27 protein-coding genes are annotated in these 24,859 nt (G+C 59.0%); 16 read left to right on the top strand and 11 right to left on the bottom strand.

Features of this window, described 5'->3' with window-relative positions:
- The first annotated feature begins 136 nt into the window (after window positions 1-136).
- Genes SIB42_RS07050 through folE form a run of 4 tightly spaced genes read left to right on the top strand, consistent with a single transcriptional unit; the run spans window position 137 to window position 3,726 of the window.
- Window positions 137-1,177, top strand: coding sequence for a long-chain acyl-[acyl-carrier-protein] reductase (locus tag SIB42_RS07050; protein WP_067092913.1), 1,041 nt, complete (start codon window positions 137-139; stop codon window positions 1,175-1,177).
- Between the two features lie 20 nt (window positions 1,178-1,197).
- Entirely contained in the window at window positions 1,198-2,187 is a 990-nt protein-coding gene (locus SIB42_RS07055) for an acetyl-CoA carboxylase carboxyltransferase subunit alpha (RefSeq protein ID WP_067092914.1), read from the top strand.
- Window positions 2,188-2,211: 24 nt separating this feature from the next.
- Window positions 2,212-2,919 carry an SDR family oxidoreductase gene (locus tag SIB42_RS07060; protein ID WP_067092915.1) on the top strand — a complete coding sequence of 236 codons (708 nt, stop codon included), beginning with the start codon at window positions 2,212-2,214 and terminating at the stop codon, window positions 2,917-2,919.
- Window positions 2,920-2,931: 12 nt separating this feature from the next.
- A complete protein-coding gene (folE, locus tag SIB42_RS07065) occupies window positions 2,932-3,726 on the top strand; it encodes a GTP cyclohydrolase I (protein WP_067092916.1) in 795 nt (264 codons plus the stop codon).
- A 57-nt stretch (window positions 3,727-3,783) separates the two neighbouring features.
- Here folE and SIB42_RS07070 read toward each other — a convergent pair whose 3' ends face one another.
- Entirely contained in the window at window positions 3,784-4,242 is a 459-nt protein-coding gene (locus tag SIB42_RS07070; RefSeq protein ID WP_231856298.1) for a hypothetical protein, read from the bottom strand.
- Window positions 4,243-4,300: 58 nt separating this feature from the next.
- Window positions 4,301-4,984, bottom strand: a complete 684-nt coding sequence (locus tag SIB42_RS07075; protein WP_067092918.1) for a phosphoribosylanthranilate isomerase — start codon at window positions 4,982-4,984, stop codon at window positions 4,301-4,303.
- Between the two features lie 69 nt (window positions 4,985-5,053).
- Here SIB42_RS07075 and SIB42_RS07080 point away from each other — a divergent pair, with 69 nt between their 5' ends.
- Window positions 5,054-6,322 carry a site-2 protease family protein gene (locus SIB42_RS07080; protein WP_067092919.1) on the top strand — a complete coding sequence of 423 codons (1,269 nt, stop codon included), beginning with the start codon at window positions 5,054-5,056 and terminating at the stop codon, window positions 6,320-6,322.
- On the opposite strand, the gene SIB42_RS07085 is transcribed toward SIB42_RS07080, so the two are convergent.
- Window positions 6,295-7,068 carry a lipoyl protein ligase domain-containing protein gene (locus SIB42_RS07085; protein ID WP_067092920.1) on the bottom strand — a complete coding sequence of 258 codons (774 nt, stop codon included), beginning with the start codon at window positions 7,066-7,068 and terminating at the stop codon, window positions 6,295-6,297. The two genes, SIB42_RS07080 and SIB42_RS07085, sit on opposite strands and share 28 nt — an antisense overlap.
- On the opposite strand from SIB42_RS07085, the gene SIB42_RS07090 reads away from it, so the two are divergent.
- The gene (locus SIB42_RS07090) at window positions 7,067-7,846 is read left to right on the top strand and encodes a sulfite exporter TauE/SafE family protein (RefSeq protein WP_197459835.1); all 780 of its coding nucleotides are present in this window, start codon (window positions 7,067-7,069) and stop codon (window positions 7,844-7,846) included. The genes SIB42_RS07085 and SIB42_RS07090 overlap by 2 nt on opposite strands.
- A 2-nt stretch (window positions 7,847-7,848) precedes the next feature.
- Here SIB42_RS07090 and SIB42_RS07095 read toward each other — a convergent pair whose 3' ends face one another.
- The 3 genes from SIB42_RS07095 to SIB42_RS07105 all read right to left on the bottom strand — a co-directional run bounded on the left by SIB42_RS07095 (window position 7,849) and on the right by SIB42_RS07105 (window position 10,046).
- Window positions 7,849-8,838: a hypothetical protein gene (locus SIB42_RS07095; RefSeq protein WP_231856299.1), complete on the bottom strand. Its 990-nt coding sequence runs from the start codon at window positions 8,836-8,838 to the stop codon at window positions 7,849-7,851.
- A gap of 105 nt (window positions 8,839-8,943) precedes the next feature.
- Window positions 8,944-9,480, bottom strand: a complete 537-nt coding sequence (locus SIB42_RS07100; RefSeq protein ID WP_231856300.1) for a hypothetical protein — start codon at window positions 9,478-9,480, stop codon at window positions 8,944-8,946.
- Between the two features lie 65 nt (window positions 9,481-9,545).
- Window positions 9,546-10,046, bottom strand: a complete 501-nt coding sequence (locus SIB42_RS07105) for a CRR6 family NdhI maturation factor (RefSeq protein ID WP_067092921.1) — start codon at window positions 10,044-10,046, stop codon at window positions 9,546-9,548.
- A gap of 79 nt (window positions 10,047-10,125) precedes the next feature.
- Here SIB42_RS07105 and psaM point away from each other — a divergent pair, with 79 nt between their 5' ends.
- The 3 genes from psaM to SIB42_RS07120 all read left to right on the top strand — a co-directional run bounded on the left by psaM (window position 10,126) and on the right by SIB42_RS07120 (window position 11,701).
- The gene (gene psaM, locus SIB42_RS07110) at window positions 10,126-10,230 is read left to right on the top strand and encodes a photosystem I reaction center subunit XII (protein WP_067092922.1); all 105 of its coding nucleotides are present in this window, start codon (window positions 10,126-10,128) and stop codon (window positions 10,228-10,230) included.
- 49 nt (window positions 10,231-10,279) lie between these two features.
- Window positions 10,280-10,621 (top strand): hypothetical protein, encoded by a 342-nt coding sequence (locus SIB42_RS07115; RefSeq protein ID WP_067092923.1) that lies wholly within the window; start codon window positions 10,280-10,282, stop codon window positions 10,619-10,621.
- A 117-nt stretch (window positions 10,622-10,738) separates the two neighbouring features.
- Window positions 10,739-11,701 carry a protochlorophyllide reductase gene (locus tag SIB42_RS07120; protein WP_067092924.1) on the top strand — a complete coding sequence of 321 codons (963 nt, stop codon included), beginning with the start codon at window positions 10,739-10,741 and terminating at the stop codon, window positions 11,699-11,701.
- A 3-nt stretch (window positions 11,702-11,704) separates the two neighbouring features.
- Here SIB42_RS07120 and bchL read toward each other — a convergent pair whose 3' ends face one another.
- The 3 genes from bchL to SIB42_RS07135 all read right to left on the bottom strand — a co-directional run bounded on the left by bchL (window position 11,705) and on the right by SIB42_RS07135 (window position 15,605).
- Window positions 11,705-12,595 carry a ferredoxin:protochlorophyllide reductase (ATP-dependent) iron-sulfur ATP-binding protein gene (gene bchL, locus SIB42_RS07125; protein ID WP_067092925.1) on the bottom strand — a complete coding sequence of 297 codons (891 nt, stop codon included), beginning with the start codon at window positions 12,593-12,595 and terminating at the stop codon, window positions 11,705-11,707.
- Window positions 12,596-12,744: 149 nt separating this feature from the next.
- Window positions 12,745-14,325, bottom strand: a complete 1,581-nt coding sequence (locus SIB42_RS07130) for a ferredoxin:protochlorophyllide reductase (ATP-dependent) subunit B (RefSeq protein ID WP_067092926.1) — start codon at window positions 14,323-14,325, stop codon at window positions 12,745-12,747.
- 5 nt (window positions 14,326-14,330) lie between these two features.
- Complete coding sequence (locus SIB42_RS07135) at window positions 14,331-15,605, bottom strand: ferredoxin:protochlorophyllide reductase (ATP-dependent) subunit N (RefSeq protein WP_067092927.1); 1,275 nt, start codon at window positions 15,603-15,605, stop codon at window positions 14,331-14,333.
- Between the two features lie 146 nt (window positions 15,606-15,751).
- On the opposite strand from SIB42_RS07135, the gene SIB42_RS07140 reads away from it, so the two are divergent.
- Window positions 15,752-16,234: a hypothetical protein gene (locus SIB42_RS07140; RefSeq protein WP_231856301.1), complete on the top strand. Its 483-nt coding sequence runs from the start codon at window positions 15,752-15,754 to the stop codon at window positions 16,232-16,234.
- 10 nt (window positions 16,235-16,244) lie between these two features.
- Here the strand turns inward: SIB42_RS07140 and SIB42_RS07145 are convergent, their stop codons facing one another.
- Window positions 16,245-16,652: a hypothetical protein gene (locus SIB42_RS07145; RefSeq protein WP_067092929.1), complete on the bottom strand. Its 408-nt coding sequence runs from the start codon at window positions 16,650-16,652 to the stop codon at window positions 16,245-16,247.
- Window positions 16,653-16,748: 96 nt separating this feature from the next.
- Here SIB42_RS07145 and SIB42_RS07150 point away from each other — a divergent pair, with 96 nt between their 5' ends.
- Window positions 16,749-17,534 carry a BMC domain-containing protein gene (locus tag SIB42_RS07150; protein WP_067092930.1) on the top strand — a complete coding sequence of 262 codons (786 nt, stop codon included), beginning with the start codon at window positions 16,749-16,751 and terminating at the stop codon, window positions 17,532-17,534.
- A gap of 4 nt (window positions 17,535-17,538) precedes the next feature.
- Here SIB42_RS07150 and SIB42_RS07155 read toward each other — a convergent pair whose 3' ends face one another.
- Window positions 17,539-18,141 (bottom strand): non-canonical purine NTP pyrophosphatase, encoded by a 603-nt coding sequence (locus SIB42_RS07155; RefSeq protein ID WP_369818411.1) that lies wholly within the window; start codon window positions 18,139-18,141, stop codon window positions 17,539-17,541.
- 322 nt (window positions 18,142-18,463) lie between these two features.
- Between SIB42_RS07155 and SIB42_RS07160 the strand changes: the two genes are divergently transcribed.
- From SIB42_RS07160 to SIB42_RS07180, 5 genes are all read left to right on the top strand, one after another.
- Window positions 18,464-18,775: a BMC domain-containing protein gene (locus tag SIB42_RS07160; protein ID WP_006169870.1), complete on the top strand. Its 312-nt coding sequence runs from the start codon at window positions 18,464-18,466 to the stop codon at window positions 18,773-18,775.
- A 72-nt stretch (window positions 18,776-18,847) separates the two neighbouring features.
- Window positions 18,848-20,263, top strand: coding sequence for a form I ribulose bisphosphate carboxylase large subunit (locus tag SIB42_RS07165; protein WP_067092932.1), 1,416 nt, complete (start codon window positions 18,848-18,850; stop codon window positions 20,261-20,263).
- Between the two features lie 60 nt (window positions 20,264-20,323).
- The gene (locus SIB42_RS07170) at window positions 20,324-20,665 is read left to right on the top strand and encodes a ribulose bisphosphate carboxylase small subunit (RefSeq protein ID WP_066905746.1); all 342 of its coding nucleotides are present in this window, start codon (window positions 20,324-20,326) and stop codon (window positions 20,663-20,665) included.
- Between the two features lie 101 nt (window positions 20,666-20,766).
- Window positions 20,767-23,088, top strand: a complete 2,322-nt coding sequence (locus SIB42_RS07175) for a CsoS2 family carboxysome shell protein (protein ID WP_067092933.1) — start codon at window positions 20,767-20,769, stop codon at window positions 23,086-23,088.
- Window positions 23,089-23,095: 7 nt separating this feature from the next.
- The gene (locus SIB42_RS07180; RefSeq protein ID WP_067092934.1) at window positions 23,096-24,859 is read left to right on the top strand and encodes a carboxysome shell carbonic anhydrase; all 1,764 of its coding nucleotides are present in this window, start codon (window positions 23,096-23,098) and stop codon (window positions 24,857-24,859) included.

Raw genomic sequence — 24,859 nt, forward strand, 5'->3', positions numbered from 1 at the left:
CCCGTTTGGAAGGCTCAGGTCCGGTTCAAGCACAGGCACGTTTTCCTTCAAGACTGCCTTCATGGGAACATGAGCGAATTGCCCTTATCAGGGTGAGATTGAGTTCAATGCGTACACGTACGACCGTCGGCAGTACATGTTTGGTCTGATCGGGCACTCCACCAGTTTTGAGGCGGCGAGGCGCAAGGCCTCGGATCTCGGATTCGATCACATCGCCGGAGGCGATCTTGACGTCTGGTGCAGTGCGCCTCCCCAGCTGGTGGAAAACGTTGAGGTCACAAGTGCCACTGGCAAGACCATCTCCGGTGCCTACATCGATTCCTGCTTTGTGCCTGAGATGCTGAGCCGCTTCAAAACGGCTCGGCGCAAAGTGCTCAACGCCATGGAGCTTGCTCAGAAAAAGGGCATCAATATCACAGCTCTCGGCGGCTTTACGTCGATCATTTTTGAGAACTTCAACCTTCTCCAGCATCAGCATGTGCGCAGCACAACCCTGGAGTGGGAGCGGTTCACCACGGGCAACACCCACACGGCCTGGGTGATCAGTCGCCAGGTTGAGAACAACGCTCCTCTTCTGGGCATCGATCTCTCTAAAGCCAAGGTTGCCGTGGTCGGTGCCACCGGAGATATCGGTAGTGCTGTCTGCCGTTGGCTGTCCAACCGCACGGGTGTTGCTGAGCTTCTGCTGGTCGCACGTCAGCAGCAGCCCCTCAAGGATCTCCAGTCGGAACTGGATGGTGGAAGGATCCTCACCCTTGAAGAGGCGCTCCCTGAGGCTGATGTCGTGGTCTGGGTCGCGAGTATGCCGCGCACTCTTGAAATTGATTCAGCCACGCTGCGAAAACCCTGTCTGATGATCGATGGGGGCTATCCGAAGAATCTCGATGCCAAGGTCGCCTGTGAAGGCGTTCATGTGCTGAAGGGAGGCATTGTTGAATTCGGCAGTGACATCGGCTGGACAATGATGGAAATCGCTGAGATGGAAAAACCTCAGCGCCAGATGTTCGCCTGCTTCGCTGAAGCGATGCTGCTTGAGTTCGAGCAGTGTCACACAAATTTCAGCTGGGGGCGTAACAACATCACTCTGGAGAAGATGGATTTCATCGGTGCCGCATCGGTCCGTCACGGTTTCTCCACCCTCAATCTCCAAGGACAGCCTCAGGCTGTTGTTGTCTGAAGTCGTTTTCTCCCTCCTCAATGGCACGTCGCCCCCTGCTTGATTTTGAGAAGCCGCTGGTGGAGCTCGAACAGCAGATCGAGCAGATCCGTCAGTTGGCAAGAGATTCAGAGGTCGACGTCAGCCAGCAACTGCTGCAGTTGGAAACGCTCGCAGCCCGACGTCGTGATGAGATTTTTCGTTCCCTGAGCCCGGCTCAGAAAATTCAGGTTGCCCGGCATCCTCATCGGCCAAGCACCCTCGATTTCATCCAGATGTTCTGTGATGACTGGGTTGAATTGCATGGTGATCGCCGTGGCAGTGATGACCAGGCACTGATTGGTGGGATCGGACGGCTAGGGGAACGATCGGTTCTTCTTATCGGCCATCAGAAGGGGCGTGACACCAAGGAGAACGTGGCGCGGAATTTCGGCATGGCCACTCCGGGTGGCTATCGAAAAGCTCTGCGCCTGATGGAGCATGCCAACCGCTTTGGTCTGCCGATTTTGGCTTTCATCGACACGCCCGGGGCTTATGCCGGTCTGTTGGCGGAGGAGCAGGGGCAGGGTGAGGCCATTGCCGTGAATCTGCGCGAGATGTTCAGCCTGCGGGTTCCGATCGTCGCCACGGTGATCGGAGAGGGTGGCTCTGGCGGGGCACTCGGCATCGGAGTCGCGGACCGGTTGATCATGTTTGAGCACAGCGTTTATACGGTGGCCAGCCCTGAGGCCTGCGCTTCGATTCTTTGGCGTGATGCGGCGAAGGCTTCAGAGGCTGCGGCTGCGTTGCGTATCACCGGTAAGGATCTGCTCAGCCTTGGTGTGGTGGACGAAGTTTTGCCTGAACCTGCTGGTGGTAACAATTGGGCTCCCCTTGAAGCGGGTGAAACGCTGAGGGCAGCACTGAATCGCCATCTCGACGATCTGCTGGCTTTGTCCGTCGATGACCTGAGAGATCAGCGCTACATGAAATTCAGGGCCATGGGGCGATTCCTCGATGCCACCTCGCCGGAAGGAGGTTTCGCTGCCTAGGGTGCACCTGATTGCACGGATTTCTTGCCTTCCGTTCTGATCACCGGTGCATCACGTGGAATCGGTCATGCTGCTGCCAAGGCTTTTGCCGAGGCGGGGTGGAACTTGCTTCTTGTTTCCCGCAGTGAGGCTGCATTGCAGTCTCTCGAGTCGGAATTGAGTGCTGGTGGCGTTCGTGTCGCTTACAAGGCGATCGATCTGACCGACTCATCCGCCATCGCTCCCGGCATTGGTGAATTGCTGAATCAGGGGCTCCGTCCCTCAGTGCTCATCAATAACGCCGGTGCTGCCTGGACCGGGGAATTGCTTGAGATGCCCCTAGACCGCTGGGACTGGTTGATTCAACTCAACCTCACCAGTGTTTTCCAGGTCTGTTCCGCTGTTGTCCCTGCCATGAGGCCAGCCGGTGGATTGGTGATCAACGTGAGTAGCCACGCTGCCAGAAACGCATTCCCCGGTTGGGGGGCGTACTGCACCGTCAAAGCTGCTCTGGCGAGTTTCACTCGCTGCCTGGGTGAGGAAGAACGTGCTCATGGCATTCGTGCCTGCACTCTCACGCTTGGTGCGGTCGATACCTCCCTCTGGGACTCCCCGACCGTCGACAGTGACTTCGACCGACGTGCCATGCTGCCCGTCAATCAGGCCGCTGCCGCCCTTCTTCACTTGGCCCAACAGCCTGCCACGCAGGTTGTTGAGGATTTAACCCTCATGCCAGCTACAGGCGCTTTCTGACTTCTGAAAGAGATGACTTCTACACTTCCTACTTCCACTAACGGAACCAGTACCGCTGCGCTCAGTCAATTGAGTTCGCATCCGACTCGCAGTAAGGGCCGTGGTCAGTTCGCCATTACTGACGCCAAGATTTCCGAGGTGATTCGCGAACGTCTGCGTGAGCGTGGGGCTTCTTTCCTCGCCAATGACAACATCGCCGATCACATTCTCCCTGGAGAATTAGAGGAGCTTCAGATGGAAGTGGCAGATCGCTTCCGTGATCTTCTGCACAGCCTCGTGATTGATATCGAGAACGACCACAACACCGAAGAGACGGCCGAACGGGTCGCCAAGATGTATATCCAGGAGGTCTTCAAGGGTCGTTATCACCAACAACCCAAGGTGGCCAGCTTCCCGAACGTGAAGCAGCTCGATGAGATCTATACGGTCGGACCTCTCACAGTCCGTTCCGCCTGCTCTCATCACTTTGTGCCAATCATGGGCAACTGCTGGGTCGGCATCAAGCCAGGAGCCCGAGTGATCGGTCTCTCCAAATTCACCCGTGTCGCCGACTGGGTGTTCTCAAGGCCTCATATCCAGGAGGAGGCAGTGATGATCCTTGCCGATGAAATCGAGAAACTCTGCGAGCCCAAGGGCCTCGGGATCATCATCAAGGCTCAGCATTACTGCATGAAATGGCGTGGTGTGAAAGAGCCTCAGACCAGCATGGTCAATTCCGTTGTCCGAGGTGACTTCCGTCATGATCCCAGCCTCAAGCAGGAATTCTTTGAGCTTGTGCGCCAGCAGGAAGCTTTGCTGAGCAACTGATCGGAGCACTCACTTGTTCTGCAGGGATTGGGGTGACGCAAGCAGCACCCCAATCGCTTAATCACTGATCGGACCGATCACGTTGCTGCTGGTTCGTTGAACCTTGCCGTCACGGCCTCGCACCACCAACACAGCCATCAGCCTGTCGTCTCGGTCCTGAGGACCGACTTGATAGCTGTGGCCTGAGCCAGATTCCACCAGCGTCCAATTCCCCTGGCCACTGCGCCGGTACCAGTGGACTTCAAGTTCATCCACGTCAGCTCCCTGGAGTTGCAGTTCCGCTTTCAGCAGCGCACCTTCTCTGGCCTCTCCGACCAGCACGAAGCGTTGCAGTCCTTGAATCGCCTGCTCCAGATGTCCTTCCTGCTGAAGCCCCTGGTTGATCTGTCCATCGAGCACCTGAATCTGTTTCTCTGGGCTGGCCGTCAGGCCTGGCACACATTGAAGACTGCCGTTCTCTAGTCGGCATCCCGGCAGCATTCCTTGGGCTGAGGCCCCGAAAGGGACTGCCGCCATCAGGGTGAGGCAAAGTGACGTAGCCCGGAACATGGGTGCTGTTGAGGGGAGACTCAACTTATCCCCGGCTGCCCGAATTGACCCTGACCGCCTCAATGAGTGCTTCGACACGACGGAGATCCTTCACCCCCGGACTGTGCTCCAGGCGGCTTGAGGCATCCAGACCAAAGGGGCTCGCTTGATGCACCAGTGTTGGGACCCACTCGGCGCTGATCCCTCCAGCAAGCCACCAGGGAAGATCGCTGCAGATCCGTGTCTCCAGCCGCTCAAGCCAGGCAGGATCGAGGCGATGCCCCGTCCCTCCCAACTGCTTCGGGCTCCAGGCATCCAGAAGCAGGGCATCCACGCTGGCTGCATAGGCGTCGATGCCGTTGAGATCCGCTTCCCCACGCAGGCGTAGGGCTTTCCACCATTTAGTGCCGGGATACAGCCGGCGCAGCTCGGCACATCGCTGCGGCGATTCCTCCCCGTGCAGCTGCACCACCGAGGGCTGTCCCTCTCCCGATAGTGCCGATGCCAGCAGTTCATCGCTGGGGTCTGCCACGACCCAGACCCGATTCAGCGCAGGATGCTCCTGGGTCAGTCTCTGAAAGATGGCCCTGCGCTGATTCGGCTCCACGAAACGCGGAGTGTCTGGCACTCCGATCACGCCGATTGCATCAACCCCCATGGCAGCGATCTCACAGGCCTGGTCGCAGTCAGTCAGACCGCAGATCTTTAGAGACAGGCCCTGATCGACCATCGGGGAGCAGCATTGGATGTCCTTTCTAGGATTGAGTCAACACTGCCGGCCAGCCCGCCGGAGAAGCATTTGGGTGATGGCTGGCAACTGATGCGAATCGGCGGGATCCCTCTGAGGGTCCATCCCAGTTGGTTCATTGTTCTGGTGTTGTTCACCATGGCCTTTCAGCAGCAGGTTGCCAAACTCCCAGCTGCGGCCGGTGCTGACTGGATCAGCTGGTCGATGGGGCTGCTCACTGCGCTGCTGCTGTTCGTTTCTGTGCTGCTGCATGAGCTTGGTCATTCCCTTGTGGCCCTGCGCGAGGGAGTGAAGGTGAGCAGCATCACCCTGTTTTTGATGGGTGGAGTCGCTCGGGTGGAACGGGAATGCTCCACGGCGATGGGCTCACTGAGGGTGGCTGCCGCCGGGCCAGCGGTGAGTCTGATTCTTGGAGCTGTGCTGCTGTTCAGTGTTCACTCCGCTGAACATGTCAGCCCTCTTCTGGGAAATCTTGTGGCTCAGCTCGGGGGGCTCAATCTGGTGCTGGCGCTGTTCAACCTGCTGCCGGGGTTGCCGTTGGATGGCGGCTTGATTCTCAAATCCCTTGTCTGGCAGTGGACCGGCAGTCAACGTCGAGGCATCCAGGTGGCGACCGCCAGTGGTCGTTTCCTATCTCTCCTCGCCTTGGTGATCGGGTTCTGGATTGTGCTTAGGGGAGGTGGATTCGCCGGACTGTGGCTCGTGCTTCTCGGCTGGTTCGGAATGAGCGCGTCCCGAAGTCAGACCCAGACCCTGGCCCTGCAACAGGTTCTCAAGCGGGAAACCGTTGGACCGGCGACCTCCCGTCGCTTCCGCGTGGTGGAGGCGGATCAGAGTCTGCGCAGTCTCAGCAAGTTGCGTCTGGGAGCGGTGGACAGCGACGATCCCTGCATCGCGGACTGGGTGCTTGTCTGTCGAGGCGGTCGATGGATTGGCTTCATCACGGATCAGCCGCTCAAGGACCTACCTGTTCAGCAATGGGATCGCCAGACCATTGCTGATCATCTTCAGCCCCTGGAGCGTTTGCCCTCGATCAAGCAGGCAGCACCTCTCTGGGAGGCGGTCCTTGCTCTGGAAGAGACGGAGCAGGGGCGTCTGCTGGTGCTCGGCCCTGCCGGTTTGCCCGACGGAACCCTTGATCGCAGTGATCTGGGCGAAACCGTTCTCAAGGGTTTATCCGTGAAACTGCCGGAGGCCATGCTCACTGCGGCACGCCGCTCCAACACTTATCCGTTCGGAATGCCCCTGGCCCAGGTGGTGAAGAGTATGCGTGCTTCAGGGCTTCTTGATGATCAAAGTGCTGAAGCATCCAGTCGATAACGCTCAGCACCTTGCTGCATCAAGGTGCGTTCTTCGCTGCTCAGAGGCTGATCAGTCCAGACGTGATTTGACAGACCCTCGCTGAAACTGGAGATCAGCGCTGTTTCGACTGCCGAGGCATCGGGCGCGGCTGGCCTCCATTGCGGAGGGTCGGTTCCGAACACGGTTCGCCAGAGATCCGCCGGTGAGTTGAGAGGGATTTCACCGTGCTGCAGAAGATGGCCGTGCTGCCAGAACTGGGCACTGCCAATGCGTTTGGTTCCCTGACTATCGACAAGGTCGGCCGCTGTGGAACGGGCGAAGCAGTTCACGGCGCCGGCCTCTGCAGGGGCGACGCCTGGATTGAGACTGACGCCCAGTTTTGCGAAGCCTGCGGTGAGCCAGTGGTTTACCTGCAGATAAGCCTCCCGCTTCTGTCGCGGTGCTTCAGGCCACACCAGTGCGTAGGTCAGACCACCGGCGTGGAGCACGGCACCGCCACCACTGGGGCGGCGAAGCAGATCCAGCTCACCAGTCCTGGCAAGGTTTCGCCAAGCCTCTGGAATGTCCCGTTGATGCCTGCCCAGGGAGAGGGATGGCCTTCTCCAACCGTAGAAGCGCAGCACTGGTTGCTGATGCCCTTTGGCCCAGCACTGCTGAAGCAGCAGGGCATCCAAGGCCATCTGTTCGGCGCCGTTGAGCGTGAGATTGGGCAGCAGGCGACCGTGGCGTGAGTGCTCGGACCGGCAGGATGCTGGCAGCGTCATGGCAGCGATGACTTTGGCGGATGTGCTGTTGGCCGTGCCATTGGGGCTCTTGGCAGGAGCTCTGGCCGGTTTGCTGGGAATCGGTGGTGGTCTGATCTTCGCGCCTCTTCTGCTCTGGATGGGGCTCAGCCCCCACCAAGCGCTGGCAACGAGCACGTTTGCCATCGTGCCGACGGCGATCGGCGGCAGTTACACCCATTGGCGGAGCCGTTCCTTGCCGCTGAAGCCTGCCTTGGTGATTGGCCTGACGGCTTTTGCGACCGCACTGATCTTCAGTCGTCTGGGTGGTCTGGTTGCCGGCTGGCACCTCTTGGCTCTGCAGGCCTTGCTGTATGTGGTGTTGGCCGGCTCAATCCGAGCCGATCGTGAGGCATCTCATCCGAGTGATGGGCAGGGTCCATCTCCCTGGGGGTTGTCTGCGGTCGGTGCTGTGGCGGGTCTGTCCGGAGGACTGCTTGGACTGGGCGGAGGGCTGTTGATGGTGCCCCTGATGATGAGTGGACTGTCGATGCCCATCCGTCAGGCCATTCGACTGAGCACGTTGGCCGTGGCCTGTTCGGCCAGTGCAGCCTCGCTCCAGTTTCTGCAGGAAGGACGGGGACTGGCTTCGATGGGGTTGCTGCTCGGAGGCGTTGCTGCTGTTTCGGCCCAGTGGACCGCATCTCGCCTGGATCGGGTCAGGCCGGGAATGCTGGCCTGGCTCTTACGGCTTCTGGCATTGGTGCTAGCCATCGACAGCGGACGCAGGGCCATCGCCCTCGCTCTCTCCCTGAACTGAACTCAGCCCCCAGTCCAGGCGATCAGAGGCTGAAGGCCAAGAGCGATCACCAGGCTGACAATCATGCCGATGAACGCTTTCCAGAGATCGCTGCCGACGATCTTGCCGAGACTGCCTCCGGATCGGTTGGTGAACACGTATTCGAATTCCTGTTCTTTGATGCGCAGGGCGATTTCACGACCACCCAGCAAACCCAAGAACACCCACGTTGTGCTTAACGGGAAGCTGCTGAGAAATGCCTTGTACAGCAGGCAAAGTCCGAACATGAAGTCGATCACCGTGGCCGAACGCAGATCAGTGGTGTTGGTTTTGCTGCGAAGCACATCCTGAATCGGACCACCGCCGATGGCGACGAGCACACACAGTCCGATGCAGAGGATGGCGGTGCAGACCAGCATCGGAAATAATCCAAGCTCGCGGGGAAGGAAGACGAAAATGTTGGCGAGATCCTGCACCATCCACGTGCTCCAGAGGAAGCCGGTGGAGAACCACTGAAGGCCATACCAAACCTTGTTGAAATCCTTGCCTTCCTGGGTCCGCCGGAACACCCAACGCTCCAGTAGCCACATTCCAAGACCCCAGGCCGCCAGTCCGAGACAGAACGCCAGGAAATAACCAGCCAGTGAGCTTTCGAGAAGTTTTGGGATGTTCTTGGGAACAAATGCGGAAAGCACCAGAAAGGATGTGCTGACGGGTGCCCCCCAGGCGGTCAGCCCCAGCACCGCAATCGGAGGAATGATGTAGGCCCAGGTGAAAGTTTCAGGAGTCGGGAACTTTGCCAGCCGTCCCCAAGCAGGGTCGCCGCCGTTGATGGACCAGCCGAGCATCAGCACGAAGATCGTGACGGTGCAGATGAAAATCATCTGCACCACCTTTGGAGTGCGTTTTTTGTTAGATGAGATGTAAGTGCCGAGTGTCTGAAGCGAATCGTTCGCCACCACTGAGTAGGCAGCTAACAAAAAGCCAATATCCATCCAGATGTTGGCGTCCATCGATCCAATGAATTCCATCTGGTTTTAGGAAGCGTCTCGCGGTGCTGGTGTTGTGTGAACAACACGTGGATTGTGCGCATCCTGCGTGCAGTCTTCTTTGAAGGCTTAGTTCAACACGGTCAGTGACTGGATCTGGAATGTTTTTACCCAACTTGCGAGTGCCTCCAGTGAGGTGCGATCTAGAAGACAGACGCAGCCACTGCCGGGGTCGCAACCATGGATGCCCAAGCCGGAGCGGGTCGTTTCGAAGCGTGGCGTCAGGGTGAGCCAGATGTCGTCTCCCAAGGCTTCAGGCAGACCCAAGGAGTAGTTGCCCGAAGGCAGGGGGGCTCCATTGCCAGGAGACCAGCGGCGATCGAGTGATTGGCTGGAAGCAAATCCGCTCACGGCCTCCCAGCTGGCCAGACGTCGATCGTCTTGATGAAGCTCAAGTTTCCAGACGCGTTCTCCATCCTGACGTTCGTCTTCAGTGCGTCGAGCTGACAAAGAGAGAGGCGCTTGGCTCAGATTGGAAATTAGCTCTGGGGTTGGGCCGAGCTGCCCTGGTGGTGGAGGTTCCTGTGGCTGTGATTCTGAAATCGCGGCAGGGATGGAGGCTTGCGCTGGTGCTGTGAGGGCTTGCTCTGGTGGCGATCTCCTCAAGCAGCCCTGGAGAAGAAACCCCGCCAGCATTAGGCAGCACCATTGACATCTGGCTCTCCTCGCGGTCATCGCGCCTGGTCCAGCAGCTCCCAGAACCCCCCATCTAACTCGAAGCCAAGGCTTGCCGCCATCAAGGAAAGATTGCCGCGTTGATGTCCAGGAATCCCCGCATCTGCCCCATGCTGATCTAGAAGCATCAGTCGGTGAGTGATCCAGAGCTCAAGGGCCTGGGGGTCGAAACGGATTCCTTCGCTGGGGCTGAAATCGTGGGGAACCAACATCGCCACATGTTGAGCCAGGCTTCCGCCGGTCCGATCCAGTAACAAAGGCAGCCAGGGGTAGTGAGCGTCTGCCCGCAGAGCCCACAGCCGAGGCTCAGGACATTCGCTGAGTTCTCTTGGGTCGTCGACCTCACGGGGCCAGTCGTAGCGAAATTCCAGGACAGCGCCGGCATCGAGCAGCTCCTGAAGAGGTCGTTCCATCCAGGCTGAAAGAGCCTGCAGGTTCAGTGTCCTGATCGCTTTTGCGTCGATCGTCACCAGGGAATCAGGACTCAAGGCTTCCATGCGGGTGTGACAGGCCTTTGCGAATGATGGCGCCCCGAGGCCTGCGCAGGAAAGAATGCGAAGGTTTCAAGCTTCCGTCATGGTCAGCACCCTTACCCAGGCCGAAATCTTCATCGCTCTCGTGGTGGCTGCTCACGCCGGTATCCTCGCGATCCGCCTTTGCGTGAGCCTCTATCGCGCCTGAGCTTTAAGGGGCCTCTTGGCACGAACGGTACGCCGCGTTACAAGCGGACATGCAGAAAGCCGTTTCTTCAGCGCCTGATGCTGCCTCTCTGGCAGCTTTGCTTCAGCAGCAGAATGATCGGAGGGAACTGTTGTGCAGTGCCCTGGCGCTTGCCGTGAAGAGTGGTCTGATCTTTCTGGGCGTTGTGAGTGTTGTGCGGTTGTCGATGGCTTATCAGGAACGGCTCGACCGCCATGGAGAGCTGGCGGCTGTGGTGGATGTGGAAGCCACCAAGCTGCAAGGGCTGCAACAGCGCTTTGACACCCTGTTCACTCTCGGTGGGGACGAACGTCTGATGGATGAGCAGGAGCAATGGATTGCTCCCAATCGCTTACGGGTGATTTGGCGCTGACTCTGCTGCGCTGACGGTCTGTTCTCTGGGCTGACAGCTGCCCGCAGAGATTCGTGACCGGTGGCTGTTGTACCCATGGTCTGAACGGCAGACTGAGCGATCTGCACAGATCCCCCGATGCCCGTTCCAGGCACTGTTCTGATCACCGGAACCACATCCGGGGTTGGCCTGAATGCCACACGTGCTCTCGTGCAACAGGGCTGGACTGTGATCACTGCTAACCGTTCTCCTCAGCGTGCCGCCGCCGCTGCCGATGAGCTCGACCTGCCCACTGAGCGGTTGAGGCATGTGCTGATGGATCTTGGTGATCTGGAGAGTGTCCGCCAGGCGGTGGAGGGACTGCCTGAGCAGATCGATGTATTGGTCTGCAACGCTGCCGTCTACAAACCGAAGCTGAAACAGCCAGAACGTTCACCTCAGGGTTATGAGATCTCGATGGCCACCAATCACTTCGGCCATTTCTTGCTGATTCAGTTGTTGATGCAGCGTCTCAGGGCCTCGACGCACCCCTCTCGCCGTGTGGTGATTCTTGGCACTGTCACAGCGAATTCCAAGGAGCTTGGAGGCAAAATCCCGATTCCTGCGCCTGCCGATCTCGGTGATCTCTCCGGTTTCGAGGCCGGTTTCAAAGATCCTGTTTCGATGGCCAGCGGCAAGTCATTCAAGCCCGGGAAGGCCTACAAGGACAGCAAGCTCTGCAACATGATCACCACGCAGGAACTGCACCGTCGCTTTCACAGCGAAACCGGTATCAGCTTCACTTCGCTGTACCCAGGGTGTGTTGCCGACACTCCGCTCTTCCGAAACGCCCCGAGGCTGTTCAGAAAAATCTTTCCTTGGTTTCAGAAGAATATCACCGGTGGCTATGTCTCCCAGCCGCTGGCAGGTAGGCGTGTTGCCCTGGTGGTTGCTGATCCGGACTTTGCCGAATCCGGGGTGCATTGGAGCTGGGGCAACCGTCAAAAGAAAAACGGTCAGCAGTTCAGCCAGGACTTGTCCGACAAGGTCACCGACTCCCAGACCGCCTGCAGGGTCTGGGAGCTGTCGATGGGGTTAGTCGGGCTGAGCGCCAGAACCTAAAGCTCAGTCAAATCCCAGCAGGTCGAAGATTTCGCGATCCTTCAATGAGACGGCTTCGAGGGGTTCGACCTTGTCGAGCATGTTCTGTGCAAGGTTGAGATATTCCTGTCGACAGGCTTGCACTGCCTCGTCGTCGTCGTCCATCTCAAAGATGGTGCACTTCTTCAGGCGGGAGCGGCGAATGGCATCCACATCCTTGAAGTGAGCCATGGTTCGCAGACCTGTGCGCTCATTGAACTTGTCGATCTGATCGGTGTCTGCCGATCGGTTGGCGACAACACCTCCCAGCCGCACCTTGTAGTTCTTGGCTTTGGCCTGGATCGCCTGGACGATCCGATTCATCGCAAAGATCGAATCGAAATCATTGGCGGTCACGATTAGGCAGTAGTTCGCATGCTGCAGCGGCGCCGCAAATCCCCCGCAAACCACATCCCCGAGCACATCGAAAATCACTACATCGGTGTCTTCCAGCAGATGGTGCTCTTTAAGGAGCTTCACGGTTTGCCCTGTGACATAGCCACCGCAGCCCGTGCCTGCCGGTGGACCGCCGCTCTCAACGCACTGCACGCCGTTGAATCCGGTGAACACGAAATCCTCTGGTCTGAGCTCTTCGCTGTGGAAGTCCACCTCCTCAAGGATGTCAATCACCGTTGGCACCATCTTGTGCGTGAGCGTGAAGGTGCTGTCATGTTTCGGGTCGCAGCCGATCTGCAGCACCCGTTTGCCCAGTTTTGAGAAGGCGGCTGAAAGATTCGAGGAGGTAGTGGATTTGCCGATCCCGCCCTTGCCGTAGACGGCAATGACCAGGGTCTCCTCCTGGATGTTCAGCGACGGGTCCTGAAGGACCTGCACACTGCCTTCTCCGTCAGCTGGCCGCGTCAGGGTCGTGGTCATGCAGGACCTTTGCAAAAGGGATCAATCTCATTCAACAGCAACACATGCATCCCGGCTGATATTCACCAAGAAATAAAAGATCCTTCGTTTCAGAAATGCTTGACTCTCGTATTTTCTTTGGATTGATTAAAAGAAATGAGTGAATTTGCTCATGCCTTGTAGTGGGCTTTTGCGTCATAGAGCGTTTCGCTGCTGATCTCCAGGCGCCCCTCCTGGCGTGCATAGGTTTCGGTGTTTCGGCGCACCTTGCCACGCACAAAGAAGGGGATTTTTTTCAGTTCCGCCTCGCCGTCGGCAGTCCACACCGGGCCTTGCTCTTCATGGCTCATGACCACGGGGGATGGGCTGTGCTCTTCGGCGGCTTGATCTGTCCCGCCGCGATGCCCCAAGTGGCTCTGATGTCCGTCCACAAACTCAAAGTCATGGCGGAACATGCCGATCAGATGTTCCTCAAGACCCATCATCAGCGGATGCACCCAGGCGTCGAAAATCACATTGGCGCCTTCCCATCCCATCTGAGGGCTATTGCGAGCAGGAACGTCCTGCACATGCATCGGCGTGCTGATCACGGCGCAAGGGATTCCCAATCGCTTGGCGCTGTGTCGTTCCATCTGGGTTCCAAGCACCAGCTCGGGAGCGGCGTCGGCCATGGCCGCCTCGACCTCCAGATAGTCATCGCTGATCAGGGCTTCAAGGCCAAGCTCCTTGGCAGCAACACGGACCGACCGCGCCATCTCGCGGCTGTAGGTGCCAAGGCCAACCACTTTGAATCCAAGCTCCTCACTGCAGATGCGAGCTGCCGCCAGGGCGTGACTGCCGTCGCCAAAAATGAACACCCGCTTACCTGTGAGGTAGGTGGAATCAACGGATTCCGAATACCAGGGAAGCCTTGAACAGCGATACCCTTCTTCTCCTGTGGGTGGATCCATCCCCAGCAGCGTGTGCAACTCCACCAGAAAGTCGTGGGTGGCACCGACGCCGATTGGCACCGTGCGTGTGAAGGGCATTCCGAAGCTGCGTTCAAGCCAGCTGCAGCTTGATTCGGCGATCTCCGGATAGAGGCACACATTCAGATCTGCCTGGGGGATTCGCTGGATATCGCTGACCTCCGCTCCAAGCGGTGCGACCACTCCGACATCGATGCCATGCACGGTGAGCAGTCTCTGGATTTCGAGCACGTCATCACGGCATCGAAATCCCAGCAGGGACGGACCGATCAGATTGACCCGAGGTCGCCGGCCGACGGCTATCCAGGCCTTGGGATCATGCTGCGGCTGATCAGGCACCTGGGGCTTCAGCAGATTGCGCACAAGCTGGTAAAGCGTTTCTGCTGCTCCCCAGTTCTCCTTTTTGCTGTACGCGGGTAGTTCCAGGGTCACAACGGGCATGCTCAGTCCCATGCCCTGAGCCAGGGCGCCCGGTTGATCCTGAATCAGTTCAGCGGTGCAGCTTTCACCCACCAGCAGTGCATCCGGACGGAAACGTTCTGCCGCTTCACGCACTGTGCGCTTCACCAGTTCGGCTGTGTCGCCTCCTAGGTCGCGTGCCTGAAAGGTGGTGTAAGTCACCGGTGGGCGCTGCCCGCGCCGTTCGATCATCGTGAACAGAAGGTCGGCATAGGTGTCACCTTGAGGCGCATGCAGCACGTAGTGCACGCCGCGCATAGAGGCGGCGATGCGCATGGCCCCCACATGCGGTGGTCCTTCGTACGTCCAGAGCGTCAGTTGCATGGGAATCAGGCGTGGATGGAAGGATTCGAGGTCTGTGGATGCAGTGCTGGATGGATGAGTTGCCTCCTTCGTAACGGGCGTGAGAACAATTCGGCCAGATCTCCGGCTTGATCGATGCCGTGGATCGGGCTGAACACGAGTTCGATCGACCATTTGGTGGTGATGCCTTCCGCTTCCAAGGGGTTGGCCAGTCCCATCCCGCACACCACAAGATCCGGGTGCTGATCGCGAACACGGTCAAGCTGCTGCTCCACGTGCTGACCCTCCGTCACGTCGGTGCCCTCCGGCAGCAGTTCCAGTTCCGGCACCATCTGTTCTCGGTTTAGATAAGGCGTGCCGACCTCCACCAATTCCATGCCGCACTCGCGCTGCAGAAAGCGTGCAAGGGGGATTTCAAGCTGCGATTCCGGCAGCAGCACGATGCGTTTCCCAGTTAGTTCCGCCCTGTGGGGTGCAAGCGCCATGCGCGCTCTCTTTTCCAGAGGATCCAGCACTGCAGCAACTCGATCTCCAGGGAGGTTGAAATCCCTACAAGCTGTCTCCATCCATCGGCGGCTGCCCTCCGCCCCGAGCGGAAACGGTGAACTCAGCACCTTGGCGCCCCGTTCCTTCAGCAAGCGTGCGGTGTTGCTCAGAAAGGGCTGGGTGAGTAGCACGGTGGTTCCTGGACCCACACCCGGCAATTCCGTGGACTGTCTTGGTGGAAGACTGCACACAGTCTCAATTCCGAGCCGGGCGAACAGGTGAACCAGGCGGTCCTCAACCGCATCAGCCAGGGTTCCAGCAAGCAGAAGCTGGCGTTTGTCGGTGCTCGGCAGAAAGGGGACCAGGGCTGACAGGGCGCCGTCCTCTCCCTCTGTGAATGTGGTTTCAATTCCGCTTCCGGAGTAGTTCACCACACGAACCCTGCCTTGCAATTCCTCGTTGAGGCGTTCGGAGGCGCGGGCAAGATCGAGCTTGATCACCTCGCTCGGGCAGGAACCCACGAGGAAGAGTGTGCGGATCTCGGGGCGTCGTGCCAGCAACTCACGGGCCACACGGTCCAGTTCGTCGTGGGCATCAGCCAGGCCTGCGAGGTCTCGTTCATTGAGGATGGCTGTGCCGAATCTGGGCTCAGCAAAGATCATCACGCCCGCTGCGCTCTGGATGAGATGGGCGCAGGTGCGCGACCCCACCACCAGAAAAAAGGCATCGGGCATGCGTCGATGCAGCCAGACGATCGATGTCAGCCCACAGAACACCTCCCGGGGTCCAGATTCCTTACGCAGATTGGCGCCCATCGGGATTCCAGAGCTGTCCTTCCCTTCACCATGACTCCGGATCGGCTCAACGGTGCAAGTGTCTGAAACTCTTTGGGATCGTTGCGGTCGGAAATGGTCGATCTGGGTACATTTCGACGACCGCTTCAGATCCACTGATGTCTTCTATGCGTGTTCTCCCTGCCGCTCTTGCGCTGGGCCTGGCACTTGTGGCCTGTCAGTCGGCTGAGAAGAAGGCGGAGAACGATGAGGTGAAGGTCTCTCATGGTGTTGAAGCCGTCTGTGCTGCTCAGGTCGACGTTGACGCTGCCGTGGAGCAGGTCAACGGTCTCACTCCTGATTCCACCGTGGCGGATGCTCAACAGGCGGGAGACAAGCTCAAAGGCGCTCTCTCTGCTCTCAACAAAGCTGAGGGTCAGCTTGAAAAGGCCGAAGTGAAGGAGTATCGAGATCAGGTGGATCTCTTCCGCAAAGCCGTTGCTGAAGTCAGCAAGAACAAGGGCCTGACCCTGGCAGAAGCGGCTGATCAACTGAAGGGCAAGGCTGCTCCGCTGCTCGCGGCGCGTGAACAGCTGGTATCCACAACGGTCTGCATCGATGCTGCGGATGACAGCGCCGATGCAAAGGCGGATGAGAAGCCGAAGTCCTGATCAGTGGGATTCAGAGTCGACGGCGGAAGCGATCATCAGCGAAGTTGCCGCTGCCACGCCCATCCGAGCCGTCTATTCGGCTCAGGCGCCAGACATTGCGACTGACACGCCGCGCTGTCAGGCCTCCCCTCTCAACAGATTCTGTGCCGGGTCGAGCCCCGAGCAGATAGGTGACTTCAGTCGTTGTTAAGGGAGCTCCGCTATTGACGGCTAAAGCGGTGAGTTCCAGTCTCTGGCGAAGCTTCCGAACCATGCCGGCATGGCTGCTGTCATCAGTGTCCAACCAGGGCATCTCCGGCTGGCCTTCGCCGGCAAGACGCTGCATCAGGCTGTAGCTGACCAGACCCAGGGCCTGTTCGGCGTTGAGTTCAGTGGAAAGCTGGCCAGGTTCCTCTGATTTTCGACGGGCGGAAGCCATGGCTCATAGGGCAGTTGGCCCGAAGTTATCGGCTGTGTGGGGCAGTGCAAGCACCTGCGCGCTGTTTGTCGATCGGCATCCGGTAAGATCCGCGCCATGAATCGTTTCGCCGGCTTCGACGCCAGAGAGCGGCGGGTTGGCGGGAGCGCTCTCGTCACCGGTACGGAGGTAAATCCCTCTGTCGGAGGAGCGAGCTGCGTCGTGACGACTGACTCGGAGTCTTCTCGGCTCAATCGGAAAAATAGTCTTGTGCAGTCAATCGAGCTGCGCACCCATGTGTTCATCGATTCACTGCAGCCACAGTTGGCTGCCTACATGGGAACGGTGAGTCAGGGCTTTTTGCCGATTCCAGGGGATGCCTGCCTGTGGCTGGAAGTCTCGCCAGGTATGGCTGTTCATCGAGTGACCGACATCGCTCTAAAGGCCAGCAATGTGCGACTCGGACAGATGGTGGTGGAAAGGGCCTTCGGATCGATGGCCCTTTATCACCGAGACCAGAGCACTGTGCTCCATTCCGGTGATGTTGTGCTTGAGGCCATTGGCAGCTCGGTTGACCAGCGAACTCCTGCTGAGGTGAGTTGGACCGAAGTGATTCGTGCGATCACTCCTGACCATGCTGTGCTGATCAACCGAATCAATCGCCGTGGCTCCATGATCGAGGCCGGAATGAGCATGTTCATTCTGGAGACAGAGCCAGCGGGCTATGTGCTGATTGCCGCCAATGAAGCGGAGAAGGCATCCAACATCACGCTTGTCGATGTGAAGGCTGTGGGCGCTTTCGGACGCCTTACTCTGGCGGGGCGAGAGGGTGATGTGGAGGAGGCCGCGGCTGCCGCCATGCGTGCGATTGATTTGGTGAATCGACGCGCCGCGCGGAGCTGAACGTTCAGTCCAGTTCCAGTTTTTTGCGTAGGCCAGGTGCCAGAGCGCGGGCGGCCTTGCCTCGACTCCCGAGTTTGGACAGCTGTGAGGTGTTCAGTTCTCCATAACTGCAGCCGGCCTCACGCACCCAGAACAAGGATTCAATGCCTCCTCCTGGATAGGCCGGTGCAGACAGAAGTTCACCCCAGCAGATGCCTTCCGCTTGCTCGTCGCAGGCCCCGTCAGGTGAGCAGAGCACCATGGCACTTCTGAAGCGCGCACTGCGATAAGGCACGTCCGCCATTGCTTGCATGAGCTTCGAGAGTTTTTCCTGATTGCTGGGGGCGAGTCGTGCCGTGTAGAGCCCAGGAGCTCCATCGAGGGCGTCGACCTCAAGTCCGGAATCATCTGCCAGAGCCCAGCAACCGGTTCTTGCCGCCGCGGCACTGGCCTTCAGCCGGGCATTCTCTAGATAGGTACTGCCAGTTTCTTCAACATCCAGATCGGAGGGTTGGCGCCGCACTGACACATCGATCGGGCCAAGCATCGTTTCGATCTCAGCAACCTTGTGTGGATTACCACTGGCGATGATCAGCGTGCGCAAAGCGCTGCTCCTGGAGTGGAGCACCATTGTGTGTGATCAGGTGTAAATCTTTTGAGCTTCAGTCGTCACAGGAAACCTGAAGAGGTTGAACATCCCACCCGGAAAGCCCGGATTTTCAGATTTCCGCCTGTATCGTTAGGGACCTTTTTCGGTCTTGCCACCGCATGTGTTGGCGTGCTGACCTCGGAGAGCACAGTTCTTTAGATCAGTCCCTGACAGGGTGATCAGCAGGGCTTATCAGGTTCACTACGGACAGTGATCCCGAGAAAGCGCTTTAGCTCTTGACGGGGCGCCCATTGGCAGAGCAGTCTCACCGGCGAACATCCCCCCCTATTCCCGGTAGGTAATGGCAAACGAAACCATGGGCATCGCTCTCGGCATGATCGAGACACGCGGCCTCGTTCCTGCGATTGAAGCGGCTGACGCCATGACCAAGGCAGCCGAAGTGCGCCTGATCGGTCGTGAGTTCGTCGGTGGCGGTTATGTCACCGTTCTGGTGCGCGGCGAAACCGGTGCTGTGAACGCTGCTGTGCGTGCTGGCGCCGATGCCTGTGAGCGCGTTGGCGACGGCCTCGTGGCTGCTCACATCATCGCTCGCCCTCACCGCGAAGTGGAGCCTGCACTAGGCAACGGCAACTTCCTCGGTCAGAAGGACTGAGATCGTCTGAGCCTCTGAAATTTTGAGGTTTCAACGACTCACCCGCCTTCAACGACTTAACGGACTTTTCTTATGAGCAAGAAGTACGACGCCGGGGTAAAGGAGTACAGAGACACTTACTGGACTCCTGATTACGTTCCCCTAGACACTGACCTGCTGGCCTGCTTTAAGTGCACCGGCCAGGAAGGTGTGCCCAAGGAAGAGGTCGCCGCTGCTGTGGCTGCTGAATCGTCCACGGGTACATGGTCCACCGTGTGGTCCGAGCTCCTTACCGATCTCGATTTCTACAAGGGCCGCTGCTACCGCATTGAGGATGTCCCTGGAGACAAGGAATCCTTCTATGCCTTCATCGCCTACCCCCTCGATCTGTTCGAAGAGGGTTCCATTACCAACGTTCTGACCTCATTGGTCGGAAACGTCTTCGGTTTCAAGGCTCTGCGCCACCTGCGTCTCGAGGACATTCGCTTCCCGATCGCTTTCATCAAGAGCTGCTACGGCCCCCCGAATGGCATCTGCGTCGAGCGCGACCGGATGAACAAGTACGGCCGTCCTCTGCTGGGTTGCACCATCAAGCCGAAGCTCGGCCTGAGCGGTAAGAACTACGGCCGTGTGGTCTATGAGTGCCTGCGTGGTGGTCTGGACTTCACCAAAGACGACGAGAACATCAACTCCCAGCCTTTCCAGCGTTGGCAGAACCGCTTCGAATTCGTTGCCGAAGCCATCAAGCTGTCTGAGCAGGAGACCGGCGAGCGCAAGGGTCACTACCTCAACGTGACCGCCAACACTCCCGAGGAGATGTACGAACGTGCTGAGTTCGCCAAGGAACTCGGTATGCCGATCGTGATGCACGACTTCATCACCGGTGGCTTCACCGCCAACACCGGTCTGTCGAAGTGGTGCCGCAAAAACGGCATGTTGCTGCACATTCACCGTGCAATGCACGCGGTGATCGACCGTCATCCCAAGCACGGCATCCACTTCCGCGTTCTCGCTAAGTGTCTGCGTCTGTCCGGTGGTGACCAGCTTCACACCGGCACCGTGGTCGGCAAGCTCGAAGGTGATCGTCAGACCACCCTCGGCTACATCGACCAGCTGCGCGAATCATTCGTGCCTGAAGACCGCAGCCGCGGCAACTTCTTCGATCAGGACTGGGGTTCCATGCCTGGAGTGTTTGCAGTTGCTTCCGGTGGCATCCACGTGTGGCACATGCCTGCACTGGTGGCGATCTTCGGTGACGACTCCGTTCTGCAGTTCGGTGGTGGTACCCACGGTCACCCCTGGGGCTCCGCTGCAGGTGCTGCTGCCAACCGTGTGGCCCTCGAGGCCTGCGTCAAGGCACGCAATGCCGGTCGCGAGATCGAGAAAGAAAGCCGCGACATCCTTATGGAAGCCGGCAAGCACAGCCCTGAGCTGGCGATCGCCCTCGAGACCTGGAAGGAGATCAAGTTCGAGTTCGACACCGTCGACAAGCTCGACGTTCAGAACTGATCGCAACCAAGGCCGGTTGATTGAACCGGCCACCTTTTTTTACTTACACCCAGGATCCCCATGCCTTTCCAGAGCACCGTGGGTGACTACAAAACAGTCGCCACCCTGGAGACCTTCGGCTTTCTTCCGCCGATGACCCAGGACGAGATCTACGACCAGATCGCCTACATCATTGCCCAGGGTTGGAGCCCGCTCATCGAGCACGTCCATCCCAGCAACTCCATGGCTACCTATTGGTCTTATTGGAAGCTGCCCTTCTTTGGTGAGAAGGACCTCAATGTTGTTGTGAGTGAGCTCGAGGCTTGCCATCGCGCCTACCCCGACCACCACGTGCGCATCGTCGGTTACGACGCCTACACCCAGAGCCAGGGTGCTTGCTTCGTGGTTTTCGAAGGACGCTGATCCTTCGAACCTTTGGTTCCGAGCCCTGATCTGAGTTCAGGGCTCCAGATTCTTTTCGGGAGCATCAGCTCCCAGCTCTTTGACGACTTCACCGGGCGGACATGGCAAGACTTTCCAGTCGAGAACTCGCACTTGAGCGCCGCAAAGCGCTGACGACCTCTGGTAAGAAGGCGTCTGCCGCCGCCGGTGGTAACAACCGCGTGCGCACTGCAACCGATGCTCGTCCTACCCGAACGGAAGTCACGTCAGTGAACGAACCAGCGGTGACTGTTCCCATAGCGGCAGCTCCCGAGCGTGCGGCCTCTCTCACTCGGACGCCCGCACGCTCCCACACCTCAAACGCGAAGGCGCTGCGCAACCCCAGTCGCGATCTGGTTCTGTCCCGTCGTGAAGCCCTGTCTCGCCGCGGCAAGACCGCAGCATCCAGCCGCGACCGCAACCGTGCAGATGTGGCCCGTGAAGCTCCTGCCCCTGCACCGGTTGTTGCTGCTGAAAAAGTTGATCGTCCAGCCGTCACCGTTGAGCTGACATCGCGCTCCGGTGATCGCCGTGCCGGTCTTGAGCGCCGCTCAGTCACCCCAAAGAGGCGTTCCATCGAAAATCCCAGCCGTGCCCTAGTGCTGGCGCGTCGTGATGCCATGTCAAAACATGGCAAAACCGCAGGTAAGCAGCCCACCAGCGCAGCCGCTGTGGCCCGTCAGGCTAATCCTGATCTCTCCAGCCGGGAGATCGCTCAGCAGGTGCGCGAGCTGCGGGCCAAAGCCGGTGCAATCAGTAAGCAGAACGCTGGCGTTACCCGTCCCACCGGCCCTAATCGCCATGGTGCCAAGCAGGCTGCCGCCGCTGATGCTCACTGGAAAGTGGGAGAAAGCACTACGCCATCCGGACAGACTGTGACCGGGACCCAGGCCAACCGTTCGCTGAAGACCACCGGTAATGAGGCCAGCACCTGTCGCTCCATCACAGGCACTGAGTACTTGGGCGCTGAGGTCTTCCAGACCTTCTGTCAGCAGGCCCCCGAGCCCACAACACCTGCCAAGGTGAGAGTTACTGCCACCAGTCATGGCAATCGTGTGACCGGTAATGAGGTCGGTCGATCGGGCAAGGTCACCGGCGATGAGCCTGGCACTTGCAAAAGCGTGACAGGCACGGAATACATTTCCGCCAATCAGTCCGCTGCCTACTGTGGTGGGTCCAACCCATCCCCTCGCAAGGTCGGTCACAGTCTCACCTTGGAGGGCCGCCCTGTGAGTGGTGTGATGGTTGGCCGTTCTGCCAGCGTCACCGGCGATGAAGCCGGAGCCAACCGCAGCCTCACCGGAGATCAGTACCTCGGGTCAGATCCCCTTCCCGATGGTCGCCCAGCCGCAAAAGTCGGACTGTCAGCCACTCTGTCAGGAACGGGAGTGACCGGCACCTTGGTTGGCCGTTCCTCCCAGGTGACTGGTGATGAGTTCGGATCCTGTCACCGCGTCACCGGTGATCAGTACATCAGCTCTGAGCAGGTCAATGGTTTCTGCGGAGCAAAACCTGACCCGGAGGCCGCCAAGGTCGGTTTCAGCATCACCAACCGCAATCAGGTTGTGAGCGGGACCCGTACGGGCCGTTCCGAGCGTGTGACCGGTGATGAGCCCGGCAGCTGTCAGGCCGTGACCGGAACGCCCTACGCCGGTCTTGAGCAAGCAGGCCAGCATTGCGGAACTCCCGCAGTCCAGGCGATCAGAGAACGCACACCTGTCCGTCCTGGAACACCCTCAGCCGCCATGACCGGCATCCAGCCCGGAGTGGGCGGAGTGATGACCGGTGATCAGCGTGGTGCCTGTGAAGCGGTGACCGGTACTCCCTACGTGGGAGCAGATCAACTGGCCGCAGCCTGTGGTGCAGAGGCTCCGGCCGGCACCGACACCCACGGTCAATCGCCTGAAGGTGCTGCCTGGACCCGTTTCAGCGTGACCTCACCAGCTCGCGCCGCTCAACTGCAGCGTGATGCTCAGGGTTACGTCACCGGAACGTCCTACGAGCAAGGTAATCGCATCACCGGCCCTTTTGACATGGCAGGCGGCAAGGTCACCGGCACCGAGCAGTTCCGCTTTGACAACAGCGACTTTCAGCGCCGGCACTTCCAGCCCACTGTGGCCGTTGTCAGTGAACCTGCTGATGAGCCAACCTCCCGGGTGACGGGTGAGGGCTCCTCCACCAAGGTCACTGGAGATGACTGGGACCGTGGCGAGCATGTCACCGGTACCGAAGGTGCTTCAGCCCGCCGGCGCAACCCCAGCCGTCCTGGTCCCATGGGTGCCATGGCTCCCTTCGAGCGCAAGCGAAATGAGCAAGCCGAGTGGCCTGTCTGCCGTGTGACCGGATCCCACGGCAATACCGACAAAGGCTCTCTGATCACCGTCTCTGGCGGCGCAAGGGGCTGATTCGCAAATGGTTCGCTCCATGCCTTCCCGTGGCGGGCGACCTCTTGCGCCCACTGCTCCAACCCGGCGACAGCTCCAGGCCTCACTGGCTCAAGACACTGCCAAGGCTGAATCCTTTTCACCTGGGGAGGTCAGTTCGCCCTCCGGCAGCACAGCACGACAGTCGGCTCTTCTGCGCCGCCAGGCCCTGACCACATCCGGCAAGGCTGCTTTGCTGAATGGAGGTTCCGTCTCAGGCGGACGTATCCGTTCCCAGGCTGACCGCCGTCGTCCCACTCCCCAGCAGCCCGGCTGGGTGAAGCGTGGAGAATCTCGAACTTCGGTTGCCGTCAACCTCAGCAGAACATCGCTTCCCTGGTCGGTGGAGTCCCATCCGCTGACCGACCAGTCGGCCAATGAACGCCTCAAGGTTTACGAACTGGAGGTGAAGGGTCGCTTCGATCGGATTGTGCCTCTGCTGAAGCAGGTCTCTGCTCTGCAGCACGAACCAGACTTCCTTGCGCAGGCTCAGCGGCTGGCCCGCGCCGAACTGGGTTTCGATCTTCCGGATCACATCCTTGAGAAGTCTTGGGTGAGACCTCTCGACATGCGCGCATTGTTTGCATGGTGCGTCTTCCAGTCCCACCAGCTGTTCAGTGAACGTTTTTTCCAGGACGATCCCCTGGAAGCCGCTTCAGGCAGCCGGGCTTCGGAGGAATTCAATGCGTTTCTCCTCGACTGCGGTTTTCATCTGCTGGACGTCACACCCTGCGCTGATGGTCGCCTGGCTCACACGATCGCCTATGCGCTGAGGATCCCTTTCAGTGCTGTGCGCCGGCGCTCCCATGCCGGAGCCATGTTCGATGTTGAGAACACGGTCAATCGTTGGATCAAGACCGAACATCGTCGTTTCCGTGAGCAGGTTCCGAATGAGGCGCATGCGCCAACGCGGTATCTGAAGGTGGTGGCTTATCACTTCAGCTCCCTCGATCCAACGCATCAGGGTTGTGCAGCCCATGGCAGCGACGATGCTCTGGCCGCATCCTCAGGACTTCAGCGTCTGCATGACTTCCGTGAAGCCGTTGAAAACAGCTTTTGTTGTGGTGCTTCTGTTGATCTGCTTCTGATCGGTCTGGACACCGATACCGATGCCATTCGCGTTCATGTTCCTGATCAGGACGGTGAGATCCGACTGGATCAGTGGCTCTGTGCCAGATCGCTTTACGAAAGCACCGCTCCGCTCACGGTGCAGCAGGCCAGGGATGCTGTCCAGGCGGCTGTTCAGACCCATGTGTCATCCGCTCCCGATGAAGGCATGGTTCGGTTCATTACTCGATTGCTTGTCAGCAACATCTCCCAGCAGGACTACGTTCGATCGCTTCATCACGGCGCTTATCCCGACGCCGGCCATGCAGAGCGCTTCATCGGTGTTGGCATCGGCTTTAAGGAGGTGCATCTGCGCAACCTCACCTATTTCGCTCACCTCGACACCGTTGAACAAGGTGCTCCTGATCTTGATGTCGGTGTGAAAATCTTCAAGGGACTCAATGTCGCCCGCGATCTGCCGATTCCGGTCGTGGTGCGTTTCGATTATTCGGGCAAGGTGCCCGGTGCGCGGGAGCGTGCCATCGCCGATTGCCAGCGCATTCAGAAGGCCATCGATGAGCGTTATTCAGCGCTCGTCAGCGAAGGTCTGCTCCACACGCTTCTCACGATCCGCGACCGTGACCAGCCGCTCCCCGCGGTGGCGGTAGGTTCCACACTCGATCCCGTCCAGCAGGAGGCTCACTGA

Origin of the sequence: Synechococcus sp. MIT S9508 (assembly GCF_047303045.1) — a bacterium.
Lineage (GTDB): Bacteria > Cyanobacteriota > Cyanobacteriia > PCC-6307 > Cyanobiaceae > Synechococcus_C.